General features: G+C 74.1%; 32 protein-coding genes. 12 read left to right on the top strand and 20 right to left on the bottom strand.

Going from position 1 to position 25,904, the window contains the following annotated elements:
* Window positions 1–7 precede the first annotated feature (7 nt).
* Genes HCJ94_RS00535 through HCJ94_RS00520 form a run of 4 tightly spaced genes read right to left on the bottom strand, consistent with a single transcriptional unit; the run spans window position 8 to window position 3,485 of the window.
* The gene (locus tag HCJ94_RS00535) at window positions 8–1,252 is read right to left on the bottom strand and encodes a metallophosphoesterase (RefSeq protein ID WP_167998955.1); all 1,245 of its coding nucleotides are present in this window, start codon (window positions 1,250–1,252) and stop codon (window positions 8–10) included.
* 13 nt (window positions 1,253–1,265) lie between these two features.
* A complete protein-coding gene (locus tag HCJ94_RS00530; RefSeq protein ID WP_167998954.1) occupies window positions 1,266–1,559 on the bottom strand; it encodes a MoaD/ThiS family protein in 294 nt (97 codons plus the stop codon).
* A 1-nt stretch (window position 1,560) separates the two neighbouring features.
* A complete protein-coding gene (gene moaA / locus HCJ94_RS00525) occupies window positions 1,561–2,574 on the bottom strand; it encodes a GTP 3',8-cyclase MoaA (protein ID WP_167998953.1) in 1,014 nt (337 codons plus the stop codon).
* Window positions 2,571–3,485, bottom strand: a complete 915-nt coding sequence (locus HCJ94_RS00520) for a fructosamine kinase family protein (RefSeq protein ID WP_167998952.1) — start codon at window positions 3,483–3,485, stop codon at window positions 2,571–2,573. Before HCJ94_RS00520 ends, moaA begins: the two co-directional genes overlap by 4 nt.
* Window positions 3,486–3,638: 153 nt before the next feature.
* On the opposite strand from HCJ94_RS00520, the gene HCJ94_RS00515 reads away from it, so the two are divergent.
* Window positions 3,639–4,724, top strand: coding sequence for a DUF4192 domain-containing protein (locus tag HCJ94_RS00515; RefSeq protein ID WP_167998951.1), 1,086 nt, complete (start codon window positions 3,639–3,641; stop codon window positions 4,722–4,724).
* 45 nt (window positions 4,725–4,769) lie between these two features.
* On the opposite strand, the gene HCJ94_RS00510 is transcribed toward HCJ94_RS00515, so the two are convergent.
* From HCJ94_RS00510 to HCJ94_RS00500, 3 genes are read right to left on the bottom strand one after another with little or no spacing between them, the layout of a single operon-like run.
* Window positions 4,770–5,018, bottom strand: coding sequence for a flavin reductase (locus HCJ94_RS00510; RefSeq protein WP_167998950.1), 249 nt, complete (start codon window positions 5,016–5,018; stop codon window positions 4,770–4,772).
* Window positions 5,015–5,314: a hypothetical protein gene (locus HCJ94_RS00505; RefSeq protein ID WP_205800407.1), complete on the bottom strand. Its 300-nt coding sequence runs from the start codon at window positions 5,312–5,314 to the stop codon at window positions 5,015–5,017. The genes HCJ94_RS00510 and HCJ94_RS00505 overlap by 4 nt, the downstream gene beginning before the upstream one ends.
* Entirely contained in the window at window positions 5,311–5,490 is a 180-nt protein-coding gene (locus HCJ94_RS00500) for a hypothetical protein (RefSeq protein WP_167998949.1), read from the bottom strand. The genes HCJ94_RS00505 and HCJ94_RS00500 overlap by 4 nt, the downstream gene beginning before the upstream one ends.
* Window positions 5,491–5,715: 225 nt before the next feature.
* Here HCJ94_RS00500 and HCJ94_RS00495 point away from each other — a divergent pair, with 225 nt between their 5' ends.
* From HCJ94_RS00495 to HCJ94_RS00485, 3 genes are all read left to right on the top strand, one after another.
* Window positions 5,716–6,516 carry a helix-turn-helix domain-containing protein gene (locus HCJ94_RS00495; RefSeq protein ID WP_167998948.1) on the top strand — a complete coding sequence of 267 codons (801 nt, stop codon included), beginning with the start codon at window positions 5,716–5,718 and terminating at the stop codon, window positions 6,514–6,516.
* Window positions 6,507–6,698, top strand: a complete 192-nt coding sequence (locus HCJ94_RS00490; protein WP_167998947.1) for a DUF397 domain-containing protein — start codon at window positions 6,507–6,509, stop codon at window positions 6,696–6,698. Before HCJ94_RS00495 ends, HCJ94_RS00490 begins: the two co-directional genes overlap by 10 nt.
* 646 nt (window positions 6,699–7,344) lie before the next feature.
* Complete coding sequence (locus HCJ94_RS00485) at window positions 7,345–8,052, top strand: GAP family protein (RefSeq protein ID WP_167998946.1); 708 nt, start codon at window positions 7,345–7,347, stop codon at window positions 8,050–8,052.
* 55 nt (window positions 8,053–8,107) lie between these two features.
* Here HCJ94_RS00485 and fdhD read toward each other — a convergent pair whose 3' ends face one another.
* A complete protein-coding gene (gene fdhD, locus HCJ94_RS00480; protein WP_167998945.1) occupies window positions 8,108–8,959 on the bottom strand; it encodes a formate dehydrogenase accessory sulfurtransferase FdhD in 852 nt (283 codons plus the stop codon).
* A gap of 68 nt (window positions 8,960–9,027) precedes the next feature.
* On the opposite strand from fdhD, the gene mobA reads away from it, so the two are divergent.
* The 3 genes from mobA to HCJ94_RS00465 all read left to right on the top strand — a co-directional run bounded on the left by mobA (window position 9,028) and on the right by HCJ94_RS00465 (window position 11,270).
* Window positions 9,028–9,711 carry a molybdenum cofactor guanylyltransferase gene (mobA, locus tag HCJ94_RS00475; RefSeq protein ID WP_167998944.1) on the top strand — a complete coding sequence of 228 codons (684 nt, stop codon included), beginning with the start codon at window positions 9,028–9,030 and terminating at the stop codon, window positions 9,709–9,711.
* Complete coding sequence (locus HCJ94_RS00470; RefSeq protein ID WP_167998943.1) at window positions 9,708–9,974, top strand: DUF6457 domain-containing protein; 267 nt, start codon at window positions 9,708–9,710, stop codon at window positions 9,972–9,974. The genes mobA and HCJ94_RS00470 overlap by 4 nt, the downstream gene beginning before the upstream one ends.
* Before the next feature lie 210 nt (window positions 9,975–10,184).
* Window positions 10,185–11,270 (top strand): T3SS (YopN, CesT) and YbjN peptide-binding chaperone 1, encoded by a 1,086-nt coding sequence (locus HCJ94_RS00465; protein WP_167998942.1) that lies wholly within the window; start codon window positions 10,185–10,187, stop codon window positions 11,268–11,270.
* Between the two features lie 88 nt (window positions 11,271–11,358).
* Here the strand turns inward: HCJ94_RS00465 and HCJ94_RS00460 are convergent, their stop codons facing one another.
* Window positions 11,359–13,257: a beta-propeller domain-containing protein gene (locus HCJ94_RS00460; protein ID WP_167998941.1), complete on the bottom strand. Its 1,899-nt coding sequence runs from the start codon at window positions 13,255–13,257 to the stop codon at window positions 11,359–11,361.
* Between the two features lie 73 nt (window positions 13,258–13,330).
* The gene (locus HCJ94_RS00455) at window positions 13,331–13,789 is read right to left on the bottom strand and encodes an Lrp/AsnC family transcriptional regulator (RefSeq protein ID WP_155329663.1); all 459 of its coding nucleotides are present in this window, start codon (window positions 13,787–13,789) and stop codon (window positions 13,331–13,333) included.
* A gap of 59 nt (window positions 13,790–13,848) precedes the next feature.
* On the opposite strand from HCJ94_RS00455, the gene ddaH reads away from it, so the two are divergent.
* Window positions 13,849–14,682: a dimethylargininase gene (gene ddaH / locus HCJ94_RS00450; protein WP_373684173.1), complete on the top strand. Its 834-nt coding sequence runs from the start codon at window positions 13,849–13,851 to the stop codon at window positions 14,680–14,682.
* Between the two features lie 124 nt (window positions 14,683–14,806).
* Here the strand turns inward: ddaH and HCJ94_RS00445 are convergent, their stop codons facing one another.
* Both HCJ94_RS00445 and HCJ94_RS00440 read right to left on the bottom strand, forming a co-directional pair.
* Entirely contained in the window at window positions 14,807–16,006 is a 1,200-nt protein-coding gene (locus HCJ94_RS00445) for an ABC transporter substrate-binding protein (RefSeq protein WP_167998940.1), read from the bottom strand.
* 78 nt (window positions 16,007–16,084) lie between these two features.
* Complete coding sequence (locus HCJ94_RS00440) at window positions 16,085–16,882, bottom strand: alpha/beta hydrolase family protein (protein ID WP_167998939.1); 798 nt, start codon at window positions 16,880–16,882, stop codon at window positions 16,085–16,087.
* A gap of 84 nt (window positions 16,883–16,966) precedes the next feature.
* Here HCJ94_RS00440 and HCJ94_RS00435 point away from each other — a divergent pair, with 84 nt between their 5' ends.
* Complete coding sequence (locus HCJ94_RS00435; RefSeq protein WP_167998938.1) at window positions 16,967–17,569, top strand: bacterial proteasome activator family protein; 603 nt, start codon at window positions 16,967–16,969, stop codon at window positions 17,567–17,569.
* Window positions 17,570–17,644: 75 nt separating this feature from the next.
* Here HCJ94_RS00435 and HCJ94_RS00430 read toward each other — a convergent pair whose 3' ends face one another.
* The 3 genes from HCJ94_RS00430 to HCJ94_RS00420 form a co-directional block, all read right to left on the bottom strand.
* Entirely contained in the window at window positions 17,645–18,457 is an 813-nt protein-coding gene (locus HCJ94_RS00430) for an HAD family hydrolase (protein ID WP_167998937.1), read from the bottom strand.
* On the bottom strand, window positions 18,457–19,278 hold the full coding sequence (locus HCJ94_RS00425) for an HAD family hydrolase (protein WP_167998936.1): 822 nt from the start codon (window positions 19,276–19,278) through the stop codon (window positions 18,457–18,459). The genes HCJ94_RS00430 and HCJ94_RS00425 overlap by 1 nt, the downstream gene beginning before the upstream one ends.
* Before the next feature lie 231 nt (window positions 19,279–19,509).
* Window positions 19,510–20,229: a hypothetical protein gene (locus HCJ94_RS00420; protein ID WP_167998935.1), complete on the bottom strand. Its 720-nt coding sequence runs from the start codon at window positions 20,227–20,229 to the stop codon at window positions 19,510–19,512.
* Window positions 20,230–20,364: 135 nt separating this feature from the next.
* Here HCJ94_RS00420 and HCJ94_RS00415 point away from each other — a divergent pair, with 135 nt between their 5' ends.
* The 3 genes from HCJ94_RS00415 (at window position 20,365) to HCJ94_RS00405 (ending at window position 22,152) form a co-directional block, all read left to right on the top strand.
* Window positions 20,365–20,796 (top strand): OsmC family protein, encoded by a 432-nt coding sequence (locus tag HCJ94_RS00415; protein ID WP_167998934.1) that lies wholly within the window; start codon window positions 20,365–20,367, stop codon window positions 20,794–20,796.
* A gap of 160 nt (window positions 20,797–20,956) precedes the next feature.
* Window positions 20,957–21,301 carry a metallopeptidase family protein gene (locus HCJ94_RS00410; RefSeq protein ID WP_309227104.1) on the top strand — a complete coding sequence of 115 codons (345 nt, stop codon included), beginning with the start codon at window positions 20,957–20,959 and terminating at the stop codon, window positions 21,299–21,301.
* Between the two features lie 128 nt (window positions 21,302–21,429).
* Complete coding sequence (locus tag HCJ94_RS00405) at window positions 21,430–22,152, top strand: AIM24 family protein (RefSeq protein ID WP_167998933.1); 723 nt, start codon at window positions 21,430–21,432, stop codon at window positions 22,150–22,152.
* 55 nt (window positions 22,153–22,207) lie between these two features.
* On the opposite strand, the gene pheA is transcribed toward HCJ94_RS00405, so the two are convergent.
* The 5 genes from pheA to HCJ94_RS00380 form a co-directional block, all read right to left on the bottom strand.
* Window positions 22,208–23,164 (bottom strand): prephenate dehydratase, encoded by a 957-nt coding sequence (gene pheA, locus HCJ94_RS00400; RefSeq protein ID WP_167998932.1) that lies wholly within the window; start codon window positions 23,162–23,164, stop codon window positions 22,208–22,210.
* Between the two features lie 9 nt (window positions 23,165–23,173).
* Window positions 23,174–23,779: a hypothetical protein gene (locus HCJ94_RS00395; RefSeq protein WP_373684172.1), complete on the bottom strand. Its 606-nt coding sequence runs from the start codon at window positions 23,777–23,779 to the stop codon at window positions 23,174–23,176.
* Window positions 23,780–23,869: 90 nt separating this feature from the next.
* Window positions 23,870–24,277: an ACT domain-containing protein gene (locus HCJ94_RS00390; RefSeq protein ID WP_167998930.1), complete on the bottom strand. Its 408-nt coding sequence runs from the start codon at window positions 24,275–24,277 to the stop codon at window positions 23,870–23,872.
* Window positions 24,278–24,352: 75 nt separating this feature from the next.
* Window positions 24,353–24,811: a hypothetical protein gene (locus HCJ94_RS00385; RefSeq protein WP_167998929.1), complete on the bottom strand. Its 459-nt coding sequence runs from the start codon at window positions 24,809–24,811 to the stop codon at window positions 24,353–24,355.
* 176 nt (window positions 24,812–24,987) lie between these two features.
* Entirely contained in the window at window positions 24,988–25,728 is a 741-nt protein-coding gene (locus HCJ94_RS00380; protein ID WP_167998928.1) for a hypothetical protein, read from the bottom strand.
* Window positions 25,729–25,904: the final 176 nt, after the last annotated feature.

Below are 25,904 nucleotides of genomic sequence, written 5' to 3'. Positions count from 1 at the left end.
AGCTGCGCTATGCCGAGCGCAGCTCGACGAGGGTGATCTGCGGTTCGGCGCCGACGCGGACCGGGGGACCCCAGAACCCGGCGCCGTTGGTCACGTAGACCTTCGTGCCGTCGACCTCGCCGAGGCCGGAGACCACCGGCTGCTGGAGCCGCACGAGGTAGTTGAAGGGCACGATCTGGCCGCCGTGGGTGTGGCCGGACAGTTGCAGGTCGACGCCGTACTTCGCGGCCTCGAACGCCGCGACCGGCTGGTGCGCGAGGAGCACCACCGGGCGGCTCGGGTCGCGGTCGCCGAGCGCGGCGGCGTAGTCCGGCGGCCCCGCCAGCCCGGTGCCCTCGGCCTCGGCGTCGTTGACCCCGGCCAGGTCGAGCACGCCGCCCCGGGCCGCGATCTCCACCCGGCGGTTCTGCAGGACCCGCAGGCCGAGGCGGTCCACCTCCGGCACCCACTCCTCGACTCCGGAGTAGTACTCGTGGTTGCCGGTGACGAAGTAGCTGCCGTACCGGGAGCGCAGGCCGCGCAGCGGCGCCGCCGCCTCACCCAGCTCGGCGACCGTGCCGTCGACCAGGTCGCCGACCACCGCGACGATGTCGGCGTCCAGCCGGTTGATGGCGGCGACGATCCGCTCGGTGTGCGCACGGCCGCGCAGCGGCCCGAGGTGGATGTCGGAGACCGTGGCGATGCGCAGGCCGTCCATGCTGCGGGGAAGCTTCGCCAGGGGGATCCGCACCCGGTCCAGCTGCGGCGGACCGAGGGCGGTGCGGACGCCGTACCCGGTCAGGCCGGTGGCGGTGAGCCCGGCGAAGATGGCCGCCCCGCGTGCGAGCAGCAGCCGCCGGGCGGGGTCGTGGTCGGGCTGCCCGACCGCCGCGGCGGCCGGCGGGTCGGCCGGGCCGGCGGCCCCCACCAGGGCGGGCTCGGGGGCGGCGGCCGTGGGTTCCGCGGCGGCGACCCGGCGGCGCAGCACCAGCCGGGCCACCAGCATCGGGATCTCCAGCGCCGCCAGCAGGACCAGCAGGTAGAACATGACCGCCAGCCAGAGGTAACCGGGCCAGGCGAGCCAGTACGCGCCGGCGCGGGTGCCCATCATGGTGGCGGGAACCAGCAGCGCGAGCACCAGGATCGTGATCGAGCCGATCCGCCGCCAGCGGCCCGCCGTGGTGGTGTCGCGCACCAGCCGCTTCCACAGGTAGAGGTGGATCAGACCGGTGATCAGCGCCAGGGTGGCGACGAACCCGAGAACCGCCAACAAGGTTGAGCCTCCCTCAGCCGCCCGCGAAGGGCGGCAGGACGTCGATCGTGGCTCCCGCCGGCAGCGGTGCCCGACGATCATGGCAGGTCACGCCGTCGACCAGGAAGCTCGCCACCCGCAGCACGGCGGCGAGCCGCTCGCCGTGCCGGTCCGCGAGCTCGGCCAGGAGTTCGTCCAGCGACCGACCGGCGGATGCGGTCTCCTCGGTCCGGCCGGCCGCGGCCCGCGCCCCGGCGAAGAAACGGACGGTGAGGGTGCCCGCGTCAGCCGTGTCGGTCGCGTCGTGTGCCGGTCGCAGGTCGGACACGTCAACCTCCGATCGCCGACATCGGCCGGGCGGGTTGCAGGAAGGCCGGGTCGTCGATGCCGTGACCGGCCCGCTTCCCCCACATGGCGGCGCGCCAGCGCCGGGCCAGCTCGTCGTCGTCCGCGCCGGAGCGCAGCGCCCCGCGCAGGTCGGACTCCTCGGTGGCGAAGAGGCAGTTGCGGACCTGCCCGTCGGCGGTGAGGCGCGTGCGGTCGCAGTCGCCGCAGAAGGGCCGGGTGACGCTGGCGATCACCCCGACGCGCGCCGGGCCGCCGTCGACCAGCCAGGTCTCGGCCGGTGCCGCGCCGCGCGCGGCCGGGTCCGGGCTCAGGGCGTACGCGGACCGCAGCGCGGCCAGGATCTCGTCGGCGGTGACCATGCTCGCCCGGTCCCAGCCGTGCTGGGCGTCGAGCGGCATCTGCTCGATGAACCGCAGCTCGTAGCCGTGGTCGAGGGCGAACCGGAGCAGCGCCGGAGCCTCGTCGTCGTTGAGGCCCCGCATCAGCACCGCGTTGACCTTGACCGGGGTGAGCCCGGCCGCCGCCGCGCCGGCCAGCCCGGCGAGCACGGCGTCGAGCCGGTCCCGTCGGGTCAGCCGCGTGAAGCGTTCCCGGTCGAGGGTGTCCAGCGAGACGTTCACCCGGTCCAGGCCGGCGGCGCCCAGGGTCGGCGCCAGCCGGTCGAGCCCGATCCCGTTGGTGGTGAGCGAGATGCGCGGGCGGGGGGCCATCGCCGCCACCGCCGTGACGATGCCGACCAGCCCCGGCCGGATCAGCGGCTCGCCGCCGGTGAACCGCACCTCGGTCACCCCGAGCCGGGTCACCGCGACCCGGATCAGCCGGATCACCTCGTCGTCGCCGAGCAACTGCGGCCCGGCGAGCCAGGGCAACCCCTCGGCCGGCATGCAGTACGTGCAGCGCAGGTTGCACTTGTCGGTCAGGGAGACCCGGAGGTCCCGGGCGACGCGGCCGTACCGGTCGACGAGGACGCCGACGGTCGGAGGGGCGACGCTCACCCGTCGACGGTAGCGCGGTCGGACCCGCTCAGGGCGGACCGGGCGGTGTGGGCGACCGCATCGCGGTACGCCGAGCCGAACAGGGCGGTGTGCACGAGCATCAGGTGGAGCTGGTGCAGCGGGACGCGCTCCCGCCAGCCGTCGGCCAGCGGCCAGGCCTCCTGGTAGGCGGCGAGGATCCGGTCCAGGTGGGGTGCGCCGCCGAAGAGCGCGAGCTGCGCGAGGTCGGTCTCCCGGTGGCCGCCGTGCGCCGCCGGGTCGACCAGCCACGCCCGGTCGTACGCGCCCCACAGCACGTTGCCCGGCCACAGGTCGCCGTGGATCCGGGCCGGCGGCTCGTCCCCGCCCAGGTCCGCGATCCGGGCCGCGACCCGCTCCACCAGGGCCTGCTCCGCCGGACCGAGCGCGCCGTTGTCGATCGACATCCGGAGGTACGGCACCAGCCGGCGCTCGGCGAACCAGCGCGACCAGGGGCCCTCGTCGGGGTTGTTGTCGGCCGGGAGCGCGCCGATGAAGCCCGGCCACTCGGCGCCGAAGGCGGGAGCGCCGGCCCGGTGTAGCCCGGCCAGCTCCCGACCGAACCGCTCGGCCGCCTCGGCGGTCGGCTCGCCCGGCTCGACCCACTCCAGCGCCAGCAGGTCGGGCAGCGCCACGATCACCTCGGGTACGGCGACCGCGCCGGCCTCCCGCAGCCAGCGCAGCCCGGCCGCCTCGGTGGCGAAGAAGTGGTCCGGCCGTGGCCGGGCGGCGTGCTCCGGCCAGGTCTTGGCGAACACGGAGTGCCCGTCGTCGAGGGTGAGGCGGGAGGCGGCGCAGATGTCGCCTCCGGAGACCGGCGTCTCCCGGATCCGCTGGTGGGTCAGGAAGGTCGGCAGGTGCTCCGGGTGCGCCCGCAGGTACGCCAGATCCATGCCTCGGAACGGTAGCTGGTGGCAGCCCCGGTCGGGCCCGCTCGCCGTGCGGATACGGTCTGAGCTGGGTCGTTACGGTGTGTAGCTGTGGAAAACCCGTGTGTCGTCCACAGGGGCGGACGTGAGGTGGTCGGGCGGCGCAGGCTGCCGTGCATGACCTCGACCGATGTCCCTCGGCTCTCCGTCCGGTCCCCCGGAGACCTGATCGCCGCCGTGCCCTACCTGCTGGGGTTCCACCCCGCCGACAGTGTGGTCGTGGTGGCCATGCACGGCAAGCGGGTCACCTTCGCCGCCCGGTCGGACCTGCCGGATCTGCGGGAACCCGTCGATCCCGCCCGGCGCGTGGCCGAGCCGGCCCGGCCGGTGGATGAGTCGGCCCGGCACCTGGCCGCGGTGGTGGCCCGGCAGGTCGCCGACCGCGCCACGGTCCTCGGCTACGGCCCGGCGTCCCGGGTCACCCCGGCCGTCGACGCGGTCCGCGCGGCGCTCGCCGCCGCCGGGATCCCCGTCCTCGACGCGCTGCGGGTCACCGACGGCCGGTACTGGTCGTACCTCTGCGACGAGCCGGAGTGCTGCCCGCCCGACGGCACCCCGTACGACACGGGATCGAGCGAGGTCACCGCCGCCGCGGTCTTCGCCGGTCAGGTCGCCCTGCCCGACCGGGCCGCCCTCGCAGCGCGGGTGGCACCCGTCGACGGCCCGGAGCGTGCCGCTTTGCGGCAGGCCGCCGAACGGGCCGGGCAGCGGTTCGCCGAGCTGCTCGGCTCGGCACCCGCCGCCGACCTGCTCGGCGGGCGGGCGGTGCGCACGGCCGGGCGCTCGGCGCTCTGGGCCGCCCAGCGCCGCCATCGCCGGGGCGAGCGGCTGGATGACGACGAGGTGGCCTGGTTGAGCGTGCTGCTGACCGATCTGACCGTCCGTGACCACGCCTGGGAACGCACCGACGGCCGGGACAGCGACATCGCGCTCTGGACCGACGTGCTGCGGCGCGCCCAGCCGGACCTCATCGCCGCGCCCGGTGCGCTGCTGGCGTTCGCTGCCTGGCGGGCGGGTCACGGGGCGCTGGCCGCCGTGGCACTGGAGCGGGTGCTCACCCGGCACCCCGACTACTCGTTCGCCCTGCTCCTGGACGACCTGCTCCGGCGCGGCGTGCCCCCCGCACGCCTCGACGGGTGGCCGGCGGTGCGGCTGCCGGGAGTGGTGCGCCGCCGCGCGAGGAGGCGACCTGACCCCCGCTGACAGGTCTGCCGGCGAAGCTCCGGCTTGCCGGACTCTCGCCGGCGGCTACCGGGCGCGGGCCCAGCCGGTGAAGCGCTCGGTCAGGTCAGCCGGCGACGTGCCGCTGTCCAGCTCGGCGAGCTGTTCGGCAGCCTCGGCCTGAAGCGTCGCCAGGTAGACCAGGAGGGTGGCTCGGTCGTTCCGGTACTCGGCGAGGAGGCGGAGCTTCGCCGGACTACAAGGCCAAGCTATTCCGCACGCCGCACAGCGCCACGTCGGGCGGGTCGGGACGTGCTCTCGGCTGCGGCGGCTCACGCGCGCACCCCCGTACGGACAACCGGCCGACGTCGGCGCGGCCGGCGGTCGGCCGGGACCTCGCGGCGGGCGTTGCCCAGCCAGCGGACGCCGTCGCGCAGTGCGTACAGCTCTCGGCGGCGGACCGCGTCGCCCTGCGGGTCCAGCTCGTACCCCTCGAACCAGAACCAGCCGGTGTAGGGGTGCCGATCGGTCAGCTCACGGATCACCCGGACCCTGAGCGGACGGGCGAACTGCGGACTCGCCGAGCGGGCCAGTAGGACCACGTCCCCCGCCTTCAGCATCGGGGCACTCACCGGCGGCCCCCGTTCGCGCGCCATTCCTGCGCCGGGGTCAACGTCCCGGCGCGGCCCGGCTGCACGATTGGGATCGGCCGGGTCGGCGCGAAGAGGGCGGCCGGCAGGTTCGCGCCCCGGATACGCCGGGGCAGCGGCGGCGGGGCGGGCTTGCAGCGCCAGAACCGGAGACGCACGGCAGGGACCTCCTTCACGGTGGGAAGGGGCCGCCCCGCCCCGACGAGGCGGCCCCTGGGCTGGTTCCGCCGGCGGTTCGGGCCACGCCAGCGGTTCCGCTGGTGACACTCTGATGTGGAGGCCGCTACCCTCGGAAGGTGCTTTCAGCGTCCGGGCTGAGCTGGCGAAATAGCCGCTCGTCTGTGGCGACGCGGGTAGTCGATCTTCAAGCTGAGGAGCCTTGAATGCCGGACGTACCAGACCCCGTGGCAGCGTTCATCGTTAGCGAGATCCGTCGAGCGCGCGGGGCGGCCGGTATGACGCAGGAGGCGTTTGGGCGTGGCGCAGGCTTCAGCGCCTCCCATGTCAGCGCCGTCGAAAGCGGCACTCGGGCACTGACCGTCGACTTCATCCGAGGGGCCGACCGCGCGCTGAACAACGGCGGTCTGTTCGAGCGTCTAGCGGCGACGCTGGGCGCTCCGTCGTGGTTCCTGCCGTGGCTCGACGCCGAGCGCGGCGCGACTCAGCTTCGCTACTTCGAGCCGAACCTGATCCCGGGCCTGTTGCAGACCGAGGCATACGCCCGCGCGGTCCTGCGGCTCGACCCCCGGCTGTCGGACGACGAGGTAGACCGCCGGGTCGCGGGTCGAATCGAGCGGCAAGCCATCCTGACGCGCGAGGCTCCGCCTCAGCTCGTCGTGGTTGTTGACGAAGGAGCGATCCGCCGAGCTGGCGACGGGGCCGAGAAACTGATGGCCGAGCAACTGTTCCACCTTGTAGCTTGCGCAGAGCGACCCAATATCAGCGTCCACGTCATCCCAGCGGATGTCGGCCTTCACGCGGGCCTGTCCGGCCCGCTGTCCCTGGCGCACATGCCGGACGGTAGTTGGGTCGGTCACCTCGAAAGCCAGCTAGGCGGCGATGTCGTAGACCAACCAGCCGACCTAGATACGCTCTTCGAGCGGTGGGAGAGCGTTCGCACTGAGGCCCTTCCACGGCGGCAGTCCCTAGACCTAATCAAGGAAGTGGCGAACCAATGGACCTGAACGGCGCGCGGTGGCGAAAGGCCACCCGTAGCGGTACCAGCGGCGGCAACTGTGTAGAGGTCGCCGACAACCTTCCCGGCGTCGTCGCGGTCCGCGACTCCAAGGACCCGACCGGCCCGGCCCTCGTCTTCGGCGCGCACGCCTGGCGGGCGTTCGTCGCCCAGGTCGCCGAGCGCAGCTGACCGACCGCGCACCGGAGAGAGCGGGCGGGCCGCCCGTGGGTCCGGTGCCGCGCGCTTAAACGCCCCGTCCGCCCGGGAGCCGCCCGGCCAGGCGGGGCCAGCACGACCGTGACCGGCACCAGGGCGACCTGGGCGCTGTCCACGCAGGACGTGTTGACCATGGCGGTACGGTGCCCGGATGGGCGCTATCAAGCCGTGGCACATCGCCGTACTGTTCTGCGTCGTGGTGACCGCCGCGCTCGTCGTCGGCCTCGTCGCGCTTCTCGTCAAGCGGTCCGGACGCCGGTAGCCGGGGCCGACCGGGTGATCCGGCCGACCCCGGCGGAGGCTCAGGCGGTCGCCACCGCCGGTCGCCGGGACGCCTGGCGGCGGCGAGGCGGCAGCAGCGCCAACGGGTAGCCGGTCTTCGCTCCTGTCCGGCGACGATGCCGGATCTTCAACAGGGCCGCGACCGGGACCAGCTCGGACACGCAGGCGTTGACCCCGCCGAAGGCGTGCGGGGTACCGGCCTTCCCACCCGGTCGCTGACCGTGGGGGGCCCGTTCGTCCGTCGAAGGATGTAGTCGGTATTCGTGCCGCAGGGCGAGTCCCGCCGGCCTGCCGCGCTGGAGGATGGGCGGGTGGTCGTACCCGGAACTGAGCCCTCGTGAGCGGCGGCCTGCTGCTGTCCCTCGCCGGACTGGCGCTGGTGGACAGCACCAGTATCGGCACCCTGTTCATCCCCGTCTGGCTGCTGCTGGCATCCGGCCCGGTCCGCGTACGGCGGATCCTGACCTACCTCGGCACGATCGCCGCCTTCTACTTCGGGGTGGGCCTGCTGCTGTTCTGGGGTGGCAGCCGGCTGGCCGGCGCGCTCGACGGTGCCCTGGACACCCGGCCGGTGCTGTGGGGGCAGCTCGTGCTCGGGGTGGGCCTGTTCCCGCTCAGTTTCCGGTACGGCGGCAAGCGCCGGTCCGGCGGCGGCGCGGTGCTGCGGTGGCGGGACCGGGCGACGGCCGGTGATTCGTCGGCGCGGTGGCTGGTCGGGTTGGCCCTGCTCGCCGCGCTGGCGGAGGTGGCGACGATGCTGCCGTACCTCGGTGCGCTCGGCCTGCTGGCGACCTCCGGGCTCGGCGCGGCGGCCGTGGTGGCGCTGCTCGCCGCGTACTGCCTGGTGATGGTGCTGCCGGCGGTGCTGCTGCTCGCCGCCCGGGTGGCCTGGCCGGCCGGGATCGAGCCGCTGCTGGCCCGCCTGAACACCTGGATCACCCGGACGTCGGGCAGCACCCTGGGCTGGGTCCTCGGCATCGCCGGTTTCCTGATCGCCCGCGACGCCGCCGTCCGGCTGGGCCTGTTCGACGCGCTGGGGACCTGAACCGGGACGCGACGACCGGCACGTCGGAGGTGGCCGGACAGCGCGATCGCCGCCGTCAGGCGGTGACGCGCTCCGGGCGGGCGTACACGTTCATCGTGCGACCACGCAGGAAACCCACCAGGGTGATGCCGGCCTCGGCGGCCAGGTCGGCGGCGAGCGTGCTCGGCGCCGAGACCGCCGCGAGCAGCGGCACGCCCGCCATCCACGCCTTCTGCGTCAGCTCGAAGCTGGCCCGTCCGCTGACCAGCAGCACGTGGCCGGCCAGCGGCAGCCGCCGCTCGCGGACCGCCCAGCCGACCACCTTGTCCACGGCGTTGTGCCGGCCCACGTCCTCGCGCAGCACGACGAGCTCGCCGTCGGCCGTGAACAGCCCGGCCGCGTGCAGGCCGCCGGTCCGGTCGAAGGCGCGCTGCGCCGCGCGCAGCCGCTCCGGCAGGTCGGCCAGGACCGCCGCCGGCACGCGCAGCGGGTCGTCGGCCACCGGGAAGAGCGACCGGGTACGCACCGCGTCGATGCTCGCCTTCCCGCACACCCCGCAGGAACTGGTCGTGTAGAAGTTGCGGGCCGGGTCGGTGGTCGGTTCCGGCACGCCGGGCGCGAGCACGACGTCCACCACGTTGTACGTGTTGGGCGCCTCCGCGCCGGCGCAGAGCTGGGCGGTGTGCACGTCGTCGGCCGACCGGACCAGCCCCTCGGTGAGCAGGAAGCCGATCGCCAGATCCAGGTCGTCCCCGGGCGTACGCATGGTGACGGCGAGCGGCCGGCGCCGCCCGGGACCGGCCGGGCCGACCCGGATCTCCAGCGGCTCCTCCACGGCGAGGGTGTCCCGGCGCTGGACCGACGTACGCGCGTCCACCGCCCCGAGGTCGATGCGCAGTACGCCACGCCGGTCAGTCGCCCGTCCCATCCCGCCATCCTGCCCCCGACGGGCGGGGTGATCCACTCGATCTCCCGGGAAGCGGGTCGGTCGACTCGATGCCGTCGGCACGGCGCATCCGGGAACGCCGGACACCGCGACGCCGCCGGCAGCCGGAGGGAAGACCCGGCGGCTACGGTTGCCGGGTGAGCGCGTACGCGGCGGTGGTGCTGGCCGGTGGCGCGGCCCGGCGGATGGGCGGTGTGGACAAGCCGGCCCGGCCGGTCGGCGGCCGGCCCATGCGGGACCGGGTGCTGGCCGCGGTCGCCGACGCCGCGCCGCGGATCCTGGTCGGCCCGGCGGCCGGGGTGCCGGGCGGCGTGCTGGTCACCCGGGAGGAGCCGTCCGGCGGCGGGCCGGTCGCCGCGACCGCGGCCGGGCTGGCGCTGCTGCCCGGGGACGCGACCGTCGTCGCCCTGCTCGCCGCCGACCTGCCCCTGCTCACCCGCGCCGCCGTCGGCGACCTGCTGCACCACCTCGACAGCGGGTCCGACGGCGTGTGCTTCGTCGACGAGGCGGGACGGCGGCAGACCCTGTGCGGCGTGTGGCGGGTCGCCGCGCTGCGCGGCGCGGTGGACCGGCTCGCCGGGGCGTCGACACGCGCCCTGGCCGGGGCGTCGCTGCGGTCGCTGCTGTACGGGCTGACCGTCCACGAGGTGCCGTGGCGCGGGGACGGCCCGCCGCCGTGGTTCGACTGCGACACTGACGAGGACGTACGCCGGGCGGAGGAGTGGGCACGATGACGGTGATGGACGAGTGGGTCACGGCCGCCTGCGCGGAACTCGGCCTCGACCCCGCCCAGGTGCCGGTCCCGGCCGTGCTCGACCTCGCGAAGGACGTGGCCCACCAGGTGCTGCGCCCGGGTGCGCCGGTCACCGCGTACCTCCTGGGGCTCGCGGTCGGCGGTGGCGCGGACCCGGCCGCCGCCGCGACCCGGCTCCGCGACCTGGCCGCCAACTGGCCGGTGCAGTTGGGCGCCGAGGGCCCCGGCGACCACCCGGCCTGACCGCGCGACGGCCGTCACGCGACGGGCCCCACGGGCGTCCCCCGCGGGGGCCGGCGGGCGGAACCGGCCCGGCACGCCACCACGTCGGCGGCTGGGAATCCGACATGGAACCCAGCGGCGGTGGTACGGGACGTGCTGTCCGATCCCGGTCGGCCCTGATTCGCGCCCCCCGGTCCGTGGGTAGGGTGACCTTGACGGACGGAGGCGATCATGACGGCGGACCACCCCCCGACGCCGGCCGGCGGCCTGCCGGAGCACCACGAGTCGATCCTGCTCGACGAGCCGACCACGGCCGACCTGCGGGTGAAGGTGACGCAGGCCTGGCGGGAGTTCGCCCGGGCGCTGGGCGAGCGGCTGGCGACCCTCCCGGCCGGAGCGCACGTCGACCTGACGCTCGATCCGACCGCGTCCGGCACCGGCGACGCCGTCTACTCCATCGGCATCGACGTGGGCCCCGACGGGAAGCTCGCCGCGCGGGCCGTCGGCAACGCCGGCCTGCCCCCCGGGTACCGGCTGGACCGCGCGGCCGTCGCGGACATGGTGGCGCTCGGCTGGTCGCCGCCCGGTGTGGTGGAGGGTTCCGGCGAGCAGTTCGGCCTGGACGGCACCGTCGCCGAGGCGACCCAGCTCGCGGCACTGTTCTCCCGTACGCTGCGCGACGTCTACGGCGCCCCGCACCCGGCCTTCCTCGTCTACCTGATCCACGACGCCGAGGACGAACCGCTGGAGGGCGCGCCGCTCGGCACCGCGCGGAGCGAGTTTGGCGTGGACCGGAACGTCGAGGCCGACCTCGACGAGGCGCTGAACGCCGCTCAGCCGGCCACGGACGACGTGCTCGGGCTGGCCGAGCGGGTCCGGACGGTCGTCTCGACGATGCTCAAGTCGGATTCCGACCGGCTCCAGGTCGACTCGGACGGCGACATCAACATCCGGGCCGGCTCGGCGATGGTGTTCGTCCGGGTCCGGGACAACCCGCCGCTGGTCGACGTCTTCTCCCCGGTGCTGACCGAGGTCGAGCCGACCGAGCGGCTGTACGTGAAGCTGTCCGAGCTGACCAACCGGATGCCGATCGGCCGGCTCTACTGCGCCGACGACACGGTCTGGGCGTCCATCCCGGTGTTCGGCCGCAACTTCCAGGCCACCCACCTCATGCTCGCGGTGCAGGTGATGACCGGCCTCGCCGACGAGCTGGACGACCGGCTGCACGGCGAGTTCGGCGGGAAGCGCTTCTTCGGCGAGGGTGACAAGCCGGTCAAGCGGGACGAGGGCGAACACCGCACCGGCATGTACCTGTGAGGCCGCTGCGGGCGCCGGCCGGGGACCTGACAGTGGGTGAGACCCGGAACCCCGAACGACCGGGCCCCACCCACCGGGGGAGGGAGTGTCAGGTCGCGGGGAGCCAGGCGAGGCTCCGTGCGGTGCCGGGGTCGCTGGCGCGCAGGCCCGCGGCCGACACCGTCCACAGCACGCCGTCGACGAGCAGCGACCGGGTGACGGCGCCTGCCGGGTGGGCCACCGCACCCTGCTCGGTGATCGTGTCGCCGGAGATCCGGAACACGCGTACGCCCTGGTCGATCGGGACGGCGAGCAGCCCGGTTCCCGGGTCGTACAGGAAGGCGTGCGGGTCGTGCTCGGCCGTGGACCAGCCGCCGGGCCGGTGCCAGCGGTCCAGCCGGGCCGGCCGGGCCGGGTCCCGTACGTCGAAGAGGGAGACCTGGATGCCCTCCACCCGCCCGTTCCGGTCGGCCTCCTGCCCGACACCGAGCAGCCGGCCGTCCGCGACGGGGTGCAGGTACGCCGAGTACCCGGTGATCTTCAGCTCGCCGGTGACCTTCGGGGCGGCGTGGTCGGTGAGGTCGAGGGCGTAGAGCGGATCGGTGCGCCGGAAGGTCACCACGTACGCGGTGCCGCCGAGGTAGCGCACCGAGTAGATCCGTTCGCCCCGCCCGAGCCCGCTGACCGCGCCGACCGGCACCAGGGCGGCGTCCCGCCGGCGCAGCACGTGGATGCCGGACTCCGAGCTGCGCTCGTCGCTGCCGGTGGTGGTGGCCACCCGCAGGTGGCCCTCCCACTCGGACAGGGCGTACTGGTTGACGAGCCAGCCCGGCACGCTGCCGGCGGCGACGTACCGGGGGCGGCCGGGGGACCCGGTGTCGAACTGGTAGATGTCGGTGACGGAGGCACCGGTCGGCCGCAGCCACCGGCCCGGGACCGGCTCGCCGCCGACGACCCGTTGCGCGGCGAGGTAGAGGCTGTTGCCGGTGCCGTAGACGGTGTCGGCGTCGGCGGCCACGCTGACCGGATCACCGTCGGCCAGCCGGTCGGCCGTGAGGTCGAAGCTGAGCACGGTCAGCACCGAGGAGCCGGTGGCGGTGGCCGGCCGGCTGAGCCGGTCGCAGCCGACCCGCCCGGTCCGTCGTTCCGCACCCGCCGTCCACTCGTACGCGGGGAGCCATGCGTCGATGCCGGCGGCGGCGACGGCGGCCCGGTTGGCCGTGGTCCGGACCGTCTCGTCGGCGGCGGGCAGGTCCGGGAACGCGACCCGGGCGCCGGAGCGGACCACGACGCGGGCGGTGGCAGCGGTCTGCCGGGCGTCGACGGTCCGGCCCTCGATCCGGTACGTCCCGAGCACGCGGGGCGCGCCGGCCAGGTCGACCAGGACGAGCCGGGTGCCGGGCACCTGGGTGGGCGCGAAGGGCGTCCCGGCGGGCCGTCCCTCGCCCACGCGGATCCGCGGCCGGCCCATCATCGCGGAGTCGGTGAGCACCAGGGCGCGGTCGCCGTGCAGGAGCAGGTCGTGCTGCGCCCAGCGGAGGTCGGCGGCACCGTCGCCGGCGAGGTCGAGCCGCCCGGTGACCCGTCGGGTGGCGGGGTCGACGACCCGGAGGACCCCGCCGGTCACCGTGACGATCCGCCGCCCGTCGGTCTTGACCAGGTCCGGCTCGTCGACGCCGCGCTCCTGCACATTGGTGGTGGAGTACGCCGGGGCGCTGGCGCGCTCCGCCATCGCGGCGGTCATGGGCATGTCGAGCGTGCGGCGGCCCGGCCACGCCGTCCCGTCGCCGGCGAAGCCCCACGGGCCGACGTGCGGGGCGGCCGCCGCGCGCAGGTCGGCCAGCGCGTCGGCGCAGGAGTCGAACGAGACCAGCCGGAGCGGGGCGCCCGGTCCGGTGGGCGCCGACCCGGGTCCGGGGGTGGGCGCGGCGGGCAGCACGGTGCTCCCCGCGAGCAGGGTGAGGGCGAGCAGCGTGCCCGCCGCGACGGTCGGCCGTGCCGGAGTCATGCCCACTCCGACGCCGCCGGGCCGCGCCCGGTTCCCGGGGCCGAGGGGTTCCCTGCACGCGCCCGGGGCCGGCTCAGCCGGCCGACGGGCCGACGCCGGGCGACTCCACCAGTCGGGAGAGCACGATGGTGCTGCGGGTAGAGGTCACGAAGGACTCGGCCCGGAGCCGTTCCAGCGCCGCCTCCAGATGGGCGATGTCGGCGGCGCGCAGGTGGACGAGGGCGTCCGCCTCGCCGGAGACGGTGTACGCGCCGACCACCTCGGGATGCCGTCGGGCGGCCACCCCGATCTGCGCGGGGGTGGTCCGGCCGGCGCAGAACAGCTCCACGAACGCCTCGGTCGTCCAGCCCACGGCGGCCGGGTCGACGACGGCCGTGAATCCCCGGATGACACCGGCCGAGCGGAGCCGGTCGACCCGTCGCTTGACCGCCGGAGCGGAGAGTGAGACCCGCTGCCCGATGTCGGCGTACGAGGCTCGGGCGTCGGCGACGAGCAGCGCAATGATTCGCTGGTCAACCGCGTCTATCTGCAACGTTCCGCCTCCGGGAAGCAATGGTTGTGGCTGTTACCGATGTTCTACGGTACCTACCCTTGGTCACCGTGAACCAGCAGCGAGTGCCGCGAAAGCGGACATATCTCATGTGCTCGCCCGAGCACTTCGCGGTCGAGTACGCGATCAACCCGTGGATGGACGTGACCACCCCGGTCGACGCGGAGTTGGCGGTCAAGCAGTGGGACCGGCTGCGCGAGACCCTCGTCGGTCTCGGCCACGAGGTGCACCAGCTCACCCCCGAGCCGGGCCTGCCCGACATGGTGTTCGCGGCCAACGGTGCCTTCGTCGTCGACGGCACCGTCTACGGCGCTCAGTTCAAGCACGAGCAGCGGACCGCCGAGGCGGCCGCGCACCGCGCCTTCTACGAGGCGCAGGGCTGGCGGTTCATCGCGCCGACCGTGACGAACGAGGGCGAAGGCGACTTCGCGTACCTGCCCGAGGCGCACGGCGGGCTGATCCTCGCCGGGTACGGCTTCCGGACCGACCCGGCCGCCCACGCCGAGGCCCAGGAGGCGCTCGGTCGGCCGGTGGTCTCGCTGCGGCTGGTCGACCCCCGCTTCTACCACCTCGACGTGGCGCTCGCCTCGATCGACGACACCAACATCGTCTACTACCCGGGCGCCTTCTCCGTCGCCAGCCAGAAGGTGCTCGCCCAGCTCTTCCCGGACGCGGTCGTCGCCGACGACGAGGACGCGCTCGCGTTCGGCCTGAACCTGGTCAGCGACGGGCGCAACGTGGTGCTCAACAGCGAGGCGACCCGGCTCGCCGGGAAGCTGAAGGCCGCCGGCTACCAGCCGGTGCCGGTCGAGCTGGCCGAGCTGAAGAAGGGCGGCGGCAGCGTGAAGTGCTGCATCGCCGAGCTGCGCCACTAGGACAGGCCCCAGGCCTCGGCTCGCGCCGGGATGTCGAGAGACGGCCCGGCGCGGAGCACCGAAGGGCCGGCCTCCGGCCGGCCCTTCGCGTACGTACGCCCGGCCCGGAGCCGGGGCTGTCGGTTCAGCCCAGCGTGGCCAGTTCGGTGATGAGGACGTTCGACAGCACCTGGCCGTCCATCTGGACCTCGCGCAGGTACCACTTCTGCTGCGGGGTGCGCGGCTGGTTGAACTGCCACACGCCGCGCGGGCTGTCGATCTGGCCGACCTTGCCGAGCGCGAGGTTCACCTGCTGCGGCGTGGGTGCGTCGCCGGCGATCCGGATCGCCTGGTCGAGCACCTGCGCCGCGTCGTACGACGCCATGGCGTACGTGGTCGGCGAGCTGCCGTGCTTCTTGCGGTACGCCGAGGCGAAGAGCCGGTTCGCCGCGTTGTTGATGTCGGCGGAGTAGTTCAGCGCCGTCTGGATCTTCAGCGCGTCGTCCGGCGTGTTCTGGAAGCTCTCCAGCACCTTGCCCTCGGTGAGGAAGCCGGGGGCGTAGACCTTGCCCCGGAACCCGGCGTCCCGAAGCTGCTTGATGAACTTGACCGCCGCGTCGCCGGTGAAGAAGCAGAACACCGCGGCGGGCCTGCGGTCGAGCGCCGCATCGATGTCCGCGGCGTAGTTGGCCTTGTCCGCGGCGGCGCCCGTCGTCCAGGTCACCGGGTCCTTGATCCGTGGGTCGGACTCGCCGAACTCCTGCCGGAAGCCGCGCAGCACGTCCTCGCTGGCCAGGCCCTTCGGCATGATGATGGCCAGCCGCTCCGACGCCGGGAGCCGTGCCTTCAGGTAGCGACCGAGCGCACGACCGGCCTCGTCCAGCACGTACGACGTCCGCCAGATGTAGACGACGCTCTGGAGGCTGGTCGGCGAGGCGTTGGACCCGACGAGCGGCACGCGGGCCTGCTCCACCGTGTCCCGGATGCCCAGCATGACGGCCGAGCTGGCCACCCCGGTGAGCGCCAGCACGCCCTGCTTCAGCAGGCCCTCGACGGCAGCCTTGCCTTGCTCCGCGTCGGCACCCTCCTCGGCGGTCAGCAGTTCCGTCGGGTGGCCGCCCAGCTGCGCCTGGTTGAGGTCGAGGAAGAGCTGGAAACCGTTGATGATCTCGATGCCGATGAGCTTGAGGTCGCCGGTCTGCGGCGCCACAAGACCGATCTTGATCGGGCTGAGCGTAGGGGCGGACTCTGCCCCGCTGTCGTCGGTGCCGCATCCGCCGACGAGTCCGGTCGTACCGAGCGCGGACAGCAGTTGTAGGGCCCGCCTGCGGTTCATCTGCGACACCGAGTTCCTTCCGAAGGGGTGCAGGGGCAGGTCTCGCCCCTCCGGCGTTCTACCTGCTCCGCGACGCTCCGTCAATGCCTAGTGATCTTCATGCAATGACCGCAACGCAGCGGCAACCTCGGGCCAGGCTCCGGACTCGGGGTCGATCAGGCCGAAGTGCTCGCAATCGGGCAGCTCAACGAGGCGTACGTCACTTCCGGCGGCCTGTGCCGCGGCCGCGAACTCCCGGCTCATGGCGACCGGCACCTGTTGATCGAGTGCGCCGTGGACGATCACGCTCCGTGTTCGGATCGGCACCAACGATCGTGGATCGCAGGCGGCGTACCGGTCCGGGACGTCGGCCGGGCCACCGCCGAGCAGCGCGGCGACCGCACCGGAATCCAGGTCCAGCCGGTACGCCTCGGCCAGGTTCGCCACCGGGGCGAGCGCCAGCACCGCACCGACCTCGGCCGGAGCGACCGCCGCCACGAACAGGGCGAGGTGGCCACCGGCGGAGTGGCCGACCAGGATCGGCGCGCCGGGGGCCACCCGGCCGGGCAGTGCCTCGGCGGCCAGCCGCGGCAGGTGGCCGACCCCGGTCAGGACGTCGGTGAGGGTTGCCGGCCAGCCGCCGTCGGGTTGCCCGGTCCGGCGGTACTCGATCTGGGCGACCGGGTGGCCGAGCGCGGCCAGCGCGGTGGCGAGCGGACCGGTGTGCCGCCGGTCGTACTCGGCCCGCCAGAAGCCGCCGTGCACGACGACCACCAGCGGCCGGGCCGGTCCGGTGCCGGCCGGCCGGCGCAGGTCCGCGATCTGGTCCGGGTGGTCGCCGTACGCGACGGTGACGTCCGGGGCCGGTGCGGGGCGGGTGAGCACGGCTCGCGGGTCGCTGGGCATGCCCGCGACGGTAGCGCGCCACCGGCACCCGATCGTCGTCGGCAGCGGCTCCCGGGGCGCATGCGGGCGCGCGGCTGGGTAAAGATGGACCCCATGACCGAAGCGCATTCCGCTGGACAGAACGACGAGCCGGGCCGGGACGGCACCGGTCACTCCGGCACCGTGGTGGTGGTCGGGCCCGACGGCCGGCCGGTCGGCACGGTGCAGACCGACGAGGGGCAGGGTGAGGACCCGTCCCGCCTGGTCGAGCAGCCGGCCAAGGTGATGCGGATCGGCAGCATGATCAAGCAGCTGCTGGAGGAGGTCAAGGCCGCGCCGCTGGACGACGCGAGCCGGCACCGCATGCGGGAGATCCACGAGCGGTCGATCGTCGAGCTCAAGGAAGGGCTCGCCCCGGAGCTGCGGGAGGAGCTGGAGCGCATCTCGCTGCCGTTCACCGAGGAGAAGGCACCCAGCGAGGGCGAGCTGCGGATCGCGCACGCGCAGCTCGTCGGCTGGCTGGAGGGGCTCTTCCACGGCATCCAGGCGGCCCTGGTCGCCCAGCAGATGGCGGCCCGGGTCCAGTTGGAGCAGATGCGTTCCGGCCGGCCCGCGCTGCCCAGCGGACCGGGCGGAATGGTGCCCGGGATGCCCGGCATGGGCCAGCCGCAGGGCGGCGAGGGGCACGGCACCGGCCAGTACCTCTAGGGCCCGTTCCGCCAGGCCCGCCCGGCACCGGCGGGCTCGGCCTCGTGACTGAGCGGCCGGCCCGGAGCCGGCCGCTCAGTCCAGCCCGAAGACCCGCTCCAGGTACGCGGCGACACCGTCGGCGGTGTTCGCCGTGGTGACATCGTCGGCGATCTCCAGGACGGCGCGGTGCGCGTTGGCGACCGCGACGCCCCGGCCCGCCCAGGTGAGCATCGGCACGTCGTTCGGCATGTCACCGAAGGCCAGCACGTCGGCGGCGTCGATCCCGTGCCGGGAGCAGTACCAGGCCAGGCCGGCCGCCTTGGTCACGCCGGCGGCGGAGATCTCGACCAACCCCGAGTACGACGAGTGCGTCGCCTCGGCCAGCCCCGCCAGCGCCCCGGCCACCAGCGCGACGAACGCGTCCGGGTCCTGCTCCCCGGCGCGGGCCAGCAGCTTCACCGCGGGCGCGGCGAGCAGCTCCTCCGGGGTCTCGACGGCCCGGATCGCGGCGTGGTCGGCGTCCCACCGCAGCGGGTAGTGCGCCTCGTGCCGCATCTCCCGGCTGTCGACGATCTCCACCGCGAAGGTCACCTCGGGCACCTCGGCGCGCAGCCGCCGGGCCACCTCGGCGAGCAGTTCCGGGGCGAGCGGGTCGGCCCGCAGCACCTCGTCCGCCACCGGGTCGTAGACCACGGCGCCGTTGGCGCAGATCGCCGGCAGCGGCTCGGCGAGCTGCTCGTACACCAGCTTGAGCCAGCGGATGGGGCGGCCGGTGACCAGCACGACCGGCGTGCCGCGCACGGAGATCCGGGCCAGTACGTCGGCGGTGTGCGGACTCAGCGTCCGGTCGTCGCGCAGCAGCGTGCCGTCGATGTCCGTGGCGACCAGGCGGGGTGGCTCTCCCATCAGCGGGAGAGTAGTCGGTCGAGGTACACCGCCACCCCGTCGTCGTCGTTGCGCAGGGTCGTCTCGTCGGCCGCCGCGCGGACCGCCGGGTGGGCGTTGGCGACCGCCACCCGGGCCCAGCCGGCCCAGTCGAACATCGGCAGGTCGTTGGGCTGGTCGCCGAAGACCAGCACCTCCGCCGGGTCGACGCCGAGCCGCTCCGCCACCACGGTGAGCCCGGTCGCCTTGTCGACGCCCGGCGGGCAGATCTCGACGAAGCCGAGCCCGGCCTGGGTGAGCGTGGCGACCTCCGCCGGGACGATCCGCCGGGCCACGTCGAGCAGCTCGTCGACGTGGTGGTCGGCGGTACGGGCGAAGGCCTTGATCACATCCCGGGAGAGGCATTCGGTGCGGGTGCGCGCCTCGAACCGGTCCTGGTACGGCCAGCTCGGGTGGTAGTCACCCCAGAGCGGCGCGTCGTGCTCGTCCGACGCCTCCACCATCACGGTCAGCGGGCCGACCTCGGCCTCCAGGTCGGCCAGCAGCCCGGCCAGGACGGCGCCGGGGAGGCGCTCGTCGCGCAGCACCACCGGCCCGCTCGGATCGCTCTGGTCGACCACCCGTCCGCCGCCGGCCATCACCAGGAAGTCCGCGGCACGGATGTCGTTGCGGGTCAGTTCGGTGAGCCGGGGACCGCGACCGGTCGCGCCGACCACCGGGATGCCGGCGGCCCGCACCCGGTCGAGCACCTCGTGGGTGTACGCGGAGACGGTCTCGTCGCTACGGACGAGCGTCCCGTCCAGATCGGTGGCGATCAGCTTGGGCAGGCCCGGGCGGGTCATCGTTCCTCCTTCGCCCGCCGCCGTCGCGGCCAGCCGTTCCGGTCGTGTGACCCGGCGTGACGGCGGGCAGCAACCGTACCTCGCGAAAGCGGTCCCAACCATGGCGATCAGACGAATCCGGTGCCAACGGGGAACGTCTGCCCTGTGGTGACGGCGCCGGGCGGCCGCCGACGTGTCGATGCTGCCCGGAGGCACATCGCGTGGACGAAGGCCCAGGCGCTGCCGCCCGACTCAGATCGGCGGTTCCGGGCGGGTGAACGGGATGGCGGGCCCGACGGTGAGGTCGGCCGGGGGCGGCAGGGACTCGCCGGGGTCGTCCCGCCGGGAGCGGCGCCGGGGCGGCGGGATCGGCTCACCGCTCTCCGTCTCGCCGGCGGGCGCGGCGGCGGACGGGGTGGGCAGAAGCGCCGCTCCCAGCAACGCGCAGGCCAGAAATGCGGCGACCAGCCCGCGTCCGTACTCGATGGCGAATCCGTCCTGGCCGCCGTAGTAGAGGGCGCGCATGTCGGCGTCGCCGATCGTCACGGCCGTGGCGGTGAGCACGGCAAGCAGCGCCCCGGCCAGCGCCAGGCCGGCGGTGCGGGCGTTCGGCCGGGCCGACCCGGTGCCCCGCAGGGCGAGCGCGACCGCCACCACCAGCGCGAGCAGGCCGGCCAGGTACGCGCCGCCGAACCCGCCGACGTTGGAGACCCCCTCGGGGAGGCGGAGCGAGCCACCGTCGGGCCCGGCGGCCGGCATGGTCAGTACCACCCACTCCCCGATCAGCGACGCCAGGCCGGCCGCCGCCCCGAGGCCAGCGAGGACGAAGGGCAGGCGGCGGTCCCGGGCGAGGCCGGTGAGAAGCCGCCCGGCCCGGCCGGGCGGCCGCGGATCCGACCCGCCCCACTCCACGACGGCGGCACCGTCGTCGGACCGGTCTTCCTGTCGGGGGATGGGGAGGTCCTGGGACATCGGGGGACACCCCTTCCGCGCTGACGCCAGCCTCTGGGCGGAATCATGACACAGGCGGCGACCGGCGGGCGGTACGCGACCGGCGGGTGCGCCGGTCGGTCGCCCCGGCGTCCGCTTTCGGCTAGCGTCGGGTGCATGCCTATCCGTACCGCTTCCGCACGTTGGCAGGGCAACCTCACCGAGGGGTCCGGCACCGTCCGCACCGGCAAGGGCGGCCTGGAGGGGAACTACTCCTTCAAGTCGCGCTTCGAGGAGGGCGAGGGCACCAACCCGGAGGAGTTGATCGGCGCCGCGCACGCCGGCTGCTTCTCGATGGCCCTCTCCAAGCAACTCGCCGACGCCGGCGCGACCGGCACCTCGGTGGACACCACCGCCAAGGTGCACTTCGACAAGACCGACGCCGGCATGTCCGTCACCCGGATCGACCTGGAGACGGTCGGCCAGGTGCCCGGCATGGACGAGGCGCAGTTCACCAAGCTCGCCGAGGCCGCCAAGGAGAACTGCCCGATCTCCCGCCTGCTCTCGCCGGGCGCCCAGATCACCCTGAGCGCCCGCCTCACGTCCTGACACCCGGGCGCCCACACCACCCGGCACTCGCCGCACTTTCACGGAAGGAGTGGCCATCCGGCGACGGATGGGCCTCTTTCCGTGAAAGTGCGCGGCACCGTACCCGGCGAACGCGGGGATCTCGCGGGCGTCGGTCGGTGGGCAGAATGGGGGTGTGGCGGTGGAGATGAGCCGGGAGCGGTTCGAGGAACTGGTCGGCGAGGCACTCGACGAGGTCCCGGAGGAACTGCTCGCCCTCATGAGCAACGTGGTCATCCTGGTCGAGGACGACCCGCCCCCGGGTGAGGACCTGCTCGGCCTCTACGAGGGGCACGCGCTGACCGAGCGGGGCTGGGACTACTCGGGTGTGCTGCCGGACCGCATCCTCATCTACCGCAACCCGATCCTGCGCCTCTGCGACACCGAGCACGACGTGGTGGACGAGGTCGCGATCACCGTGGTCCACGAGATCGCCCACCACTTCGGCATCGACGACCACCGCCTGCACGAGCTGGGCTGGGGCTAGAGGCTGTCGGGACACCCGCCCCCGGGGTTTCCCGGCAGCCGCTGACGCTCCGGTCAGCCGATGGCCGCCCGTTGCGCTGCTGACCTACCGTCGGGCCCAAGGCACCGCGAACTGTAGGAGGCACGTCCATGCGCAGCGAGCTCTTCTCCTCCGAGAATCTGGAGAAGGAGTCCGCACAGCCCGGTATGCGGCTGCAGAACTCCAAGATGCTCAAGATCGAACTCAACGGTGAGGCGATGGCCCGGGTCGGGTCGATGGTGGCCTACCAGGGGCACGTGCAGTTCCAGGCACTCGGCTCCGGCGGGCTCGGCAAGTTCCTCAAGCAGAAGCTCACCGGCGAGGGCGTCCCGCTGATGAAGGTCACCGGTCAGGGCGACGTCTTCCTGGCCGACTTCGCCAAGGACGTGCACATCATCGAGCTGGAGCCGGGCGACGCCCTCTCGATCAACGGATCGAGCGTGCTCGCCTTCGACTCCACCCTCCAGTACGACATCCGCATGGTCGGCGGCGCCGGCATGGCCTCGTCGTCCGGCCTGTTCAACTGCGTCTTCAGCGGCCACGGCCGGATCGCCATCACGACCAAGGGCACGCCCGTCGTCCTCAACGTCGACGCCCCCACCTACGTCGACCCGCAGGCGGCGGTCTGCTGGTCCGCCAACCTCCAGACCGGCTACCACCGGGCGGAGCAGCTCGGCCTGGGCACCCTGCTCGGCCGGCGTACCGGTGAGGCGTTCACGATGAGCTTCGCCGGGCAGGGCTTCGTGGTCGTCCAGCCCTCCGAGGAGCCGCCGATCATGGGCAGCGGCGCCCAGGAGCAGCAGGGCGGCCTCCTCGGTGGCCTGCTGAGCTGACGCCCGTCGGGGCGCGCCGCGAACGCGGTGCGCCCCGGCACCTGTGGGCGGACGCTCAGGTCAGGTCGCCCCTGCGCAGCCGGGCCAGCCACGCGGCGGCGTCGGCATAGTCGGCGTCGGAGAGCCCCGCCGGCGCGGGGACCGGCCGCTCACCCGCCGCCGCGGTCCAGCGGTGCCGGGGGTACGACCCGAGGAAGCGGACGTCCGCGCACACCCGGCGCAGGCCCTGCAACGCCTCGCCGAGGCGTACGTCGGCCACGTGCCCGGTGCAGTCGAGGAAGAACACGTACCGGCCGAGCGCCTCACCGGTCGGACGGGACTCGATCCGCGTCAGGTTGACCCCGCGGACGGCCAGCTCCATCAGCACCGACAGCAGCGCCCCCACCCGGTCGTGGGCGATGTAGACCGCCAGCGAGGTCACGTCGTCCCCGGTCGGCGGCGGGGGTGGACCCGGCCGGGACACCAGCGCGAACCGGGTCACCGCGTCCGGATGGTCGGCGATCTTGTCGGCCAGCACCTCGAGCCGGTGCCGGGTCGCGCCGATCGGGGCACAGATCGCCGCGTCGTACTCGCCGGCCGCGGCGCCGGCCGCCGCCGCCCCGTTGGAGAGGACGTCCACCACCACGGCGTCCGGCAGGTGCGCACGCAGCCAGTTCCGACACTGGGTGGACGCCTGCGGGTGGGCGGCGACGCTGCGGACCGCCGGCAGTGACGTGCCGGGGCGGGCGCCGAGCACGAACTCCACCGGCAGGATCACCTCGCGGGTGATCACCAACGGGTCCCCCTCGGCCAGTTCGTCGAGGGTCACCCCGACCGCGCCCCCGATCGAGTTCTCCAGCGGCACCAGCGCCGCGTCCGCGTCCCCGGCCCGTACGCTCTCCAGCGCCTCCCCGACGCTGCGGGCGGGCGTACGGTTGGCCCGCTCGGCGGCGGGGATGGTGCGCAGCGCCTGCTCGGCGAAGGTGCCCTCGGGCCCGAGGTAGACGAAGCGGGTCGGCGGTGTTCCCGGCATGGCGACAGCCTACGCACCGAAGGCGGGGGCCGTGCCGGCGTCGCAGGCCAGCGTCCGGACGCCGACCGGGGCGGCGACCCGCACCTCCACGGTGCAGACGTCGGTCCCGGCGGTGACCAGGCGAGGTGCGCCGCCCGGGCCGCGGGTGACCACCTGGAGCGGCTCGTGGCCCGCCACGTCGAGGACGGTGTAGTGCCAGTCGTCGGCGCAGAGCGGGCCGGTCTTCACCTGGACGCGGGCGTTGCGGGGCAGCACGTCACGCCCGCGTACCAGGTCGGTGATCCGCTGACCGGACGGGCCGGCGGTGCAGGGGGCGGCGACCAGGCCGGGGGAGGGTGTCGACCCGGTGCCCGGCAGCCCGGGAAGCCCGGTCAACGGCGGGCTCGGGACGGCGGTGGGCGTGCCGGTGGGACCCGGCGTGGCGGTCCGGGCGGCCCGGGTGGGTGTGGGCTGCCGCAGTTCGGGTGGGGCGCCGCAGCCGGCCGTCAGCAGCACGGCCAGGAGGGCGACAGCGGCACGGGGACGGGCGGTGGCACGGCGGGGCGGGGTGGGCGTCACGGACCGATCCTCAGGACATCGACGCTGACCGTTGCGGCCGGGGCAGGCCGTGCCCATCGTAGGAGCATCCGGCGGCCGGGTGAAGCCGGAGCCGGTGCCGGCGTCACCGCCCGGCCGCGCCTCGCCGGTTCGCGCCGCGACGTGGCGTCACGGCCCGGTGAGCACGCGGTGCCCGGCCCGGTCCAGGGCCGTGACGGCCTCGTCCAGGCGTACCGCGGGGACCAGCAGGTAGTCGGTGTCGTAGGTGGAGAACGCGACCACACTGACCCGGGCCTCGGCCAGCGGGTCGACCAGCGCGGCCAGGGTGCCGGAGACGGCGAGGTCGAGCGGGCCCGCCACCCGCAGGCAGCGCCAGGCGGTCTCCACGACGGCCTGCTCGGGCGCCCGGTCGGCGGGGCAGATCACCGAGACCCCGTCGGCGGTCCAGCTCACCGTGACGACATCGCCGTCGCTCAGGCCGCCCGACAGGGCGGGCGGCAGGGCGGGCGGCAGGGCGGAGCCGGCCGCGAGGCGGCAGACGGCGTACTCACCCGGCAGCAGAGCGATATCGAGCATGAGGGCACCTTACGGCCTCGGCGAGCGCGTACCCCACCTTCGGCGCGTGCGGCGCACGCCACACGCCGACGCAGGTCAGACCTCGGAGAAGAAGGTGAGGGAGCCGGCGACCTCCCCATCCGTGAGGACGGGGGTGGAGATCGCGTCGACGGTGGCGTCGGGCGCGTCCGGCGATGCCCCCTGGACCCGGAGCAGCCCCCGGGCCAGGCGACCCGAGGAGAGGGCGAGCAGCGGCGGGATCTTGTCGATCTCCGGCTCGGTCAGCTCGCCCCGGTTGGCGGTGAAGTCGAGCAGCCGCAGGCTGCCGTCGAGCAACGGTCGCCCGATCACGTCCCGCGGGGCGCCCAGGCAGAGCAGCTCGCACCCGGACGCGGAGACGGCGACCACCCGGGTCTCGGCGTCGATCAGCAGGCATGGCTCGTCCGCCCGGGAGACCGTCGAGGACCACTGCCCAACGTTGTCGGACCCCTGCTCTGGCGATGTCCCTGCCGTCGGCACGAACACTTCCGAGAGCGAAAGTTCGACGTGGGCCACCGAGCCTCCTATGTACACCGACGGTCTGTCCACGCTAGCTGGTCCGGGGGTCGGCCGCTGACCGCGCCGGGGTCACCGGGCCGCCGGGTGGTGATCCAGGCCCTGACCGGGCGGCCGGCGACGGCGCGACCGGCGGGTGCCGATCCGACCCGGGCCGCGTGGCGTCGCGGCTGACGTTACCGCCGGCCGACCGGCTTGTCAGCGGCCGTTCGGCCCTCCTCGTACCACCGGTAGTCGGCGGTCGGGCGGTAGGTGCCGTTGAGCCAGGTGGCCGGATGTTGGGCGACCCGGGAGAGCTTCTCGGCGGTGGCCGGGCTGATCCGGTTGCCCGCGGCGACGAGCAGCCGGTCCAGCTCCCGGTGGGTCGCCATCAGGCAGTCCTTCGGAAGGCCGTAGACGCTGATCACGCCGGAGCCGACGAAGGTCAGCACCGGCGTCACCGGGATCGGCAGCCCCACCGCGTCGGAGAGGGCCTTGCTCGCCCGTTTGGCGTCGCGGCGGGCCTCGGCCACGTACGGCGGGCGCTTGCCGTTGATCTGCACGACGTCGCCGGCCACCAGCACGCGGGCCCGGCCGTGGTCGGCGACGGTGACCGCGTAGAGGCCGCTCGGGCCGATGGCGAGGAAGCCGGCGCGGTCGTCACCCGCCTGGTCGCGCAGCAGGTCGGTGGCGTCGGTGCGGGGCCACTCGATGACGTGCCAGGCGGGCCCCAGGTGGTCGAGCTGGCCCAGCGCCCGCGCGCCGGCCGCCTCCAGCCGCCGGGCCCCGCGCTCCGCCCGCAGGCGGCGGGCCCACTCCAACGGGGACGGACGGGCCGGGCTGAGAACGCCCTGGGGCTCCGTTCGGGGGTGCGGCACCGCGACGGGCGGCAGTGCCCGGGGCGACGGTACGGCTCGTCGAGCGGGGAAGACAGTCATCGCGACCTCCGGCAAAAGGTCCCTCGAAGTTATGTCCTCACTACCCTACGTTGCCACTCCCCCCGGTCGGCAAGTTGGAGCGCCGGAGTGACTGTGGATGAATGCCGTATTCATCCACAGCGGTTTTGCCGGATGCCGCCAAACCCTGCCTCGGCGCCCCAGTCGACGCGACGGAC

The sequence above is a fragment of the Micromonospora thermarum genome, from assembly GCF_012034245.1.
Taxonomy (GTDB): Bacteria; Actinomycetota; Actinomycetes; order Mycobacteriales; family Micromonosporaceae; genus Micromonospora; species Micromonospora thermarum.
The sequence above is the reverse complement of the archived record's forward strand: the minus strand, read 5'-3'. Positions and strand labels throughout refer to the sequence as shown.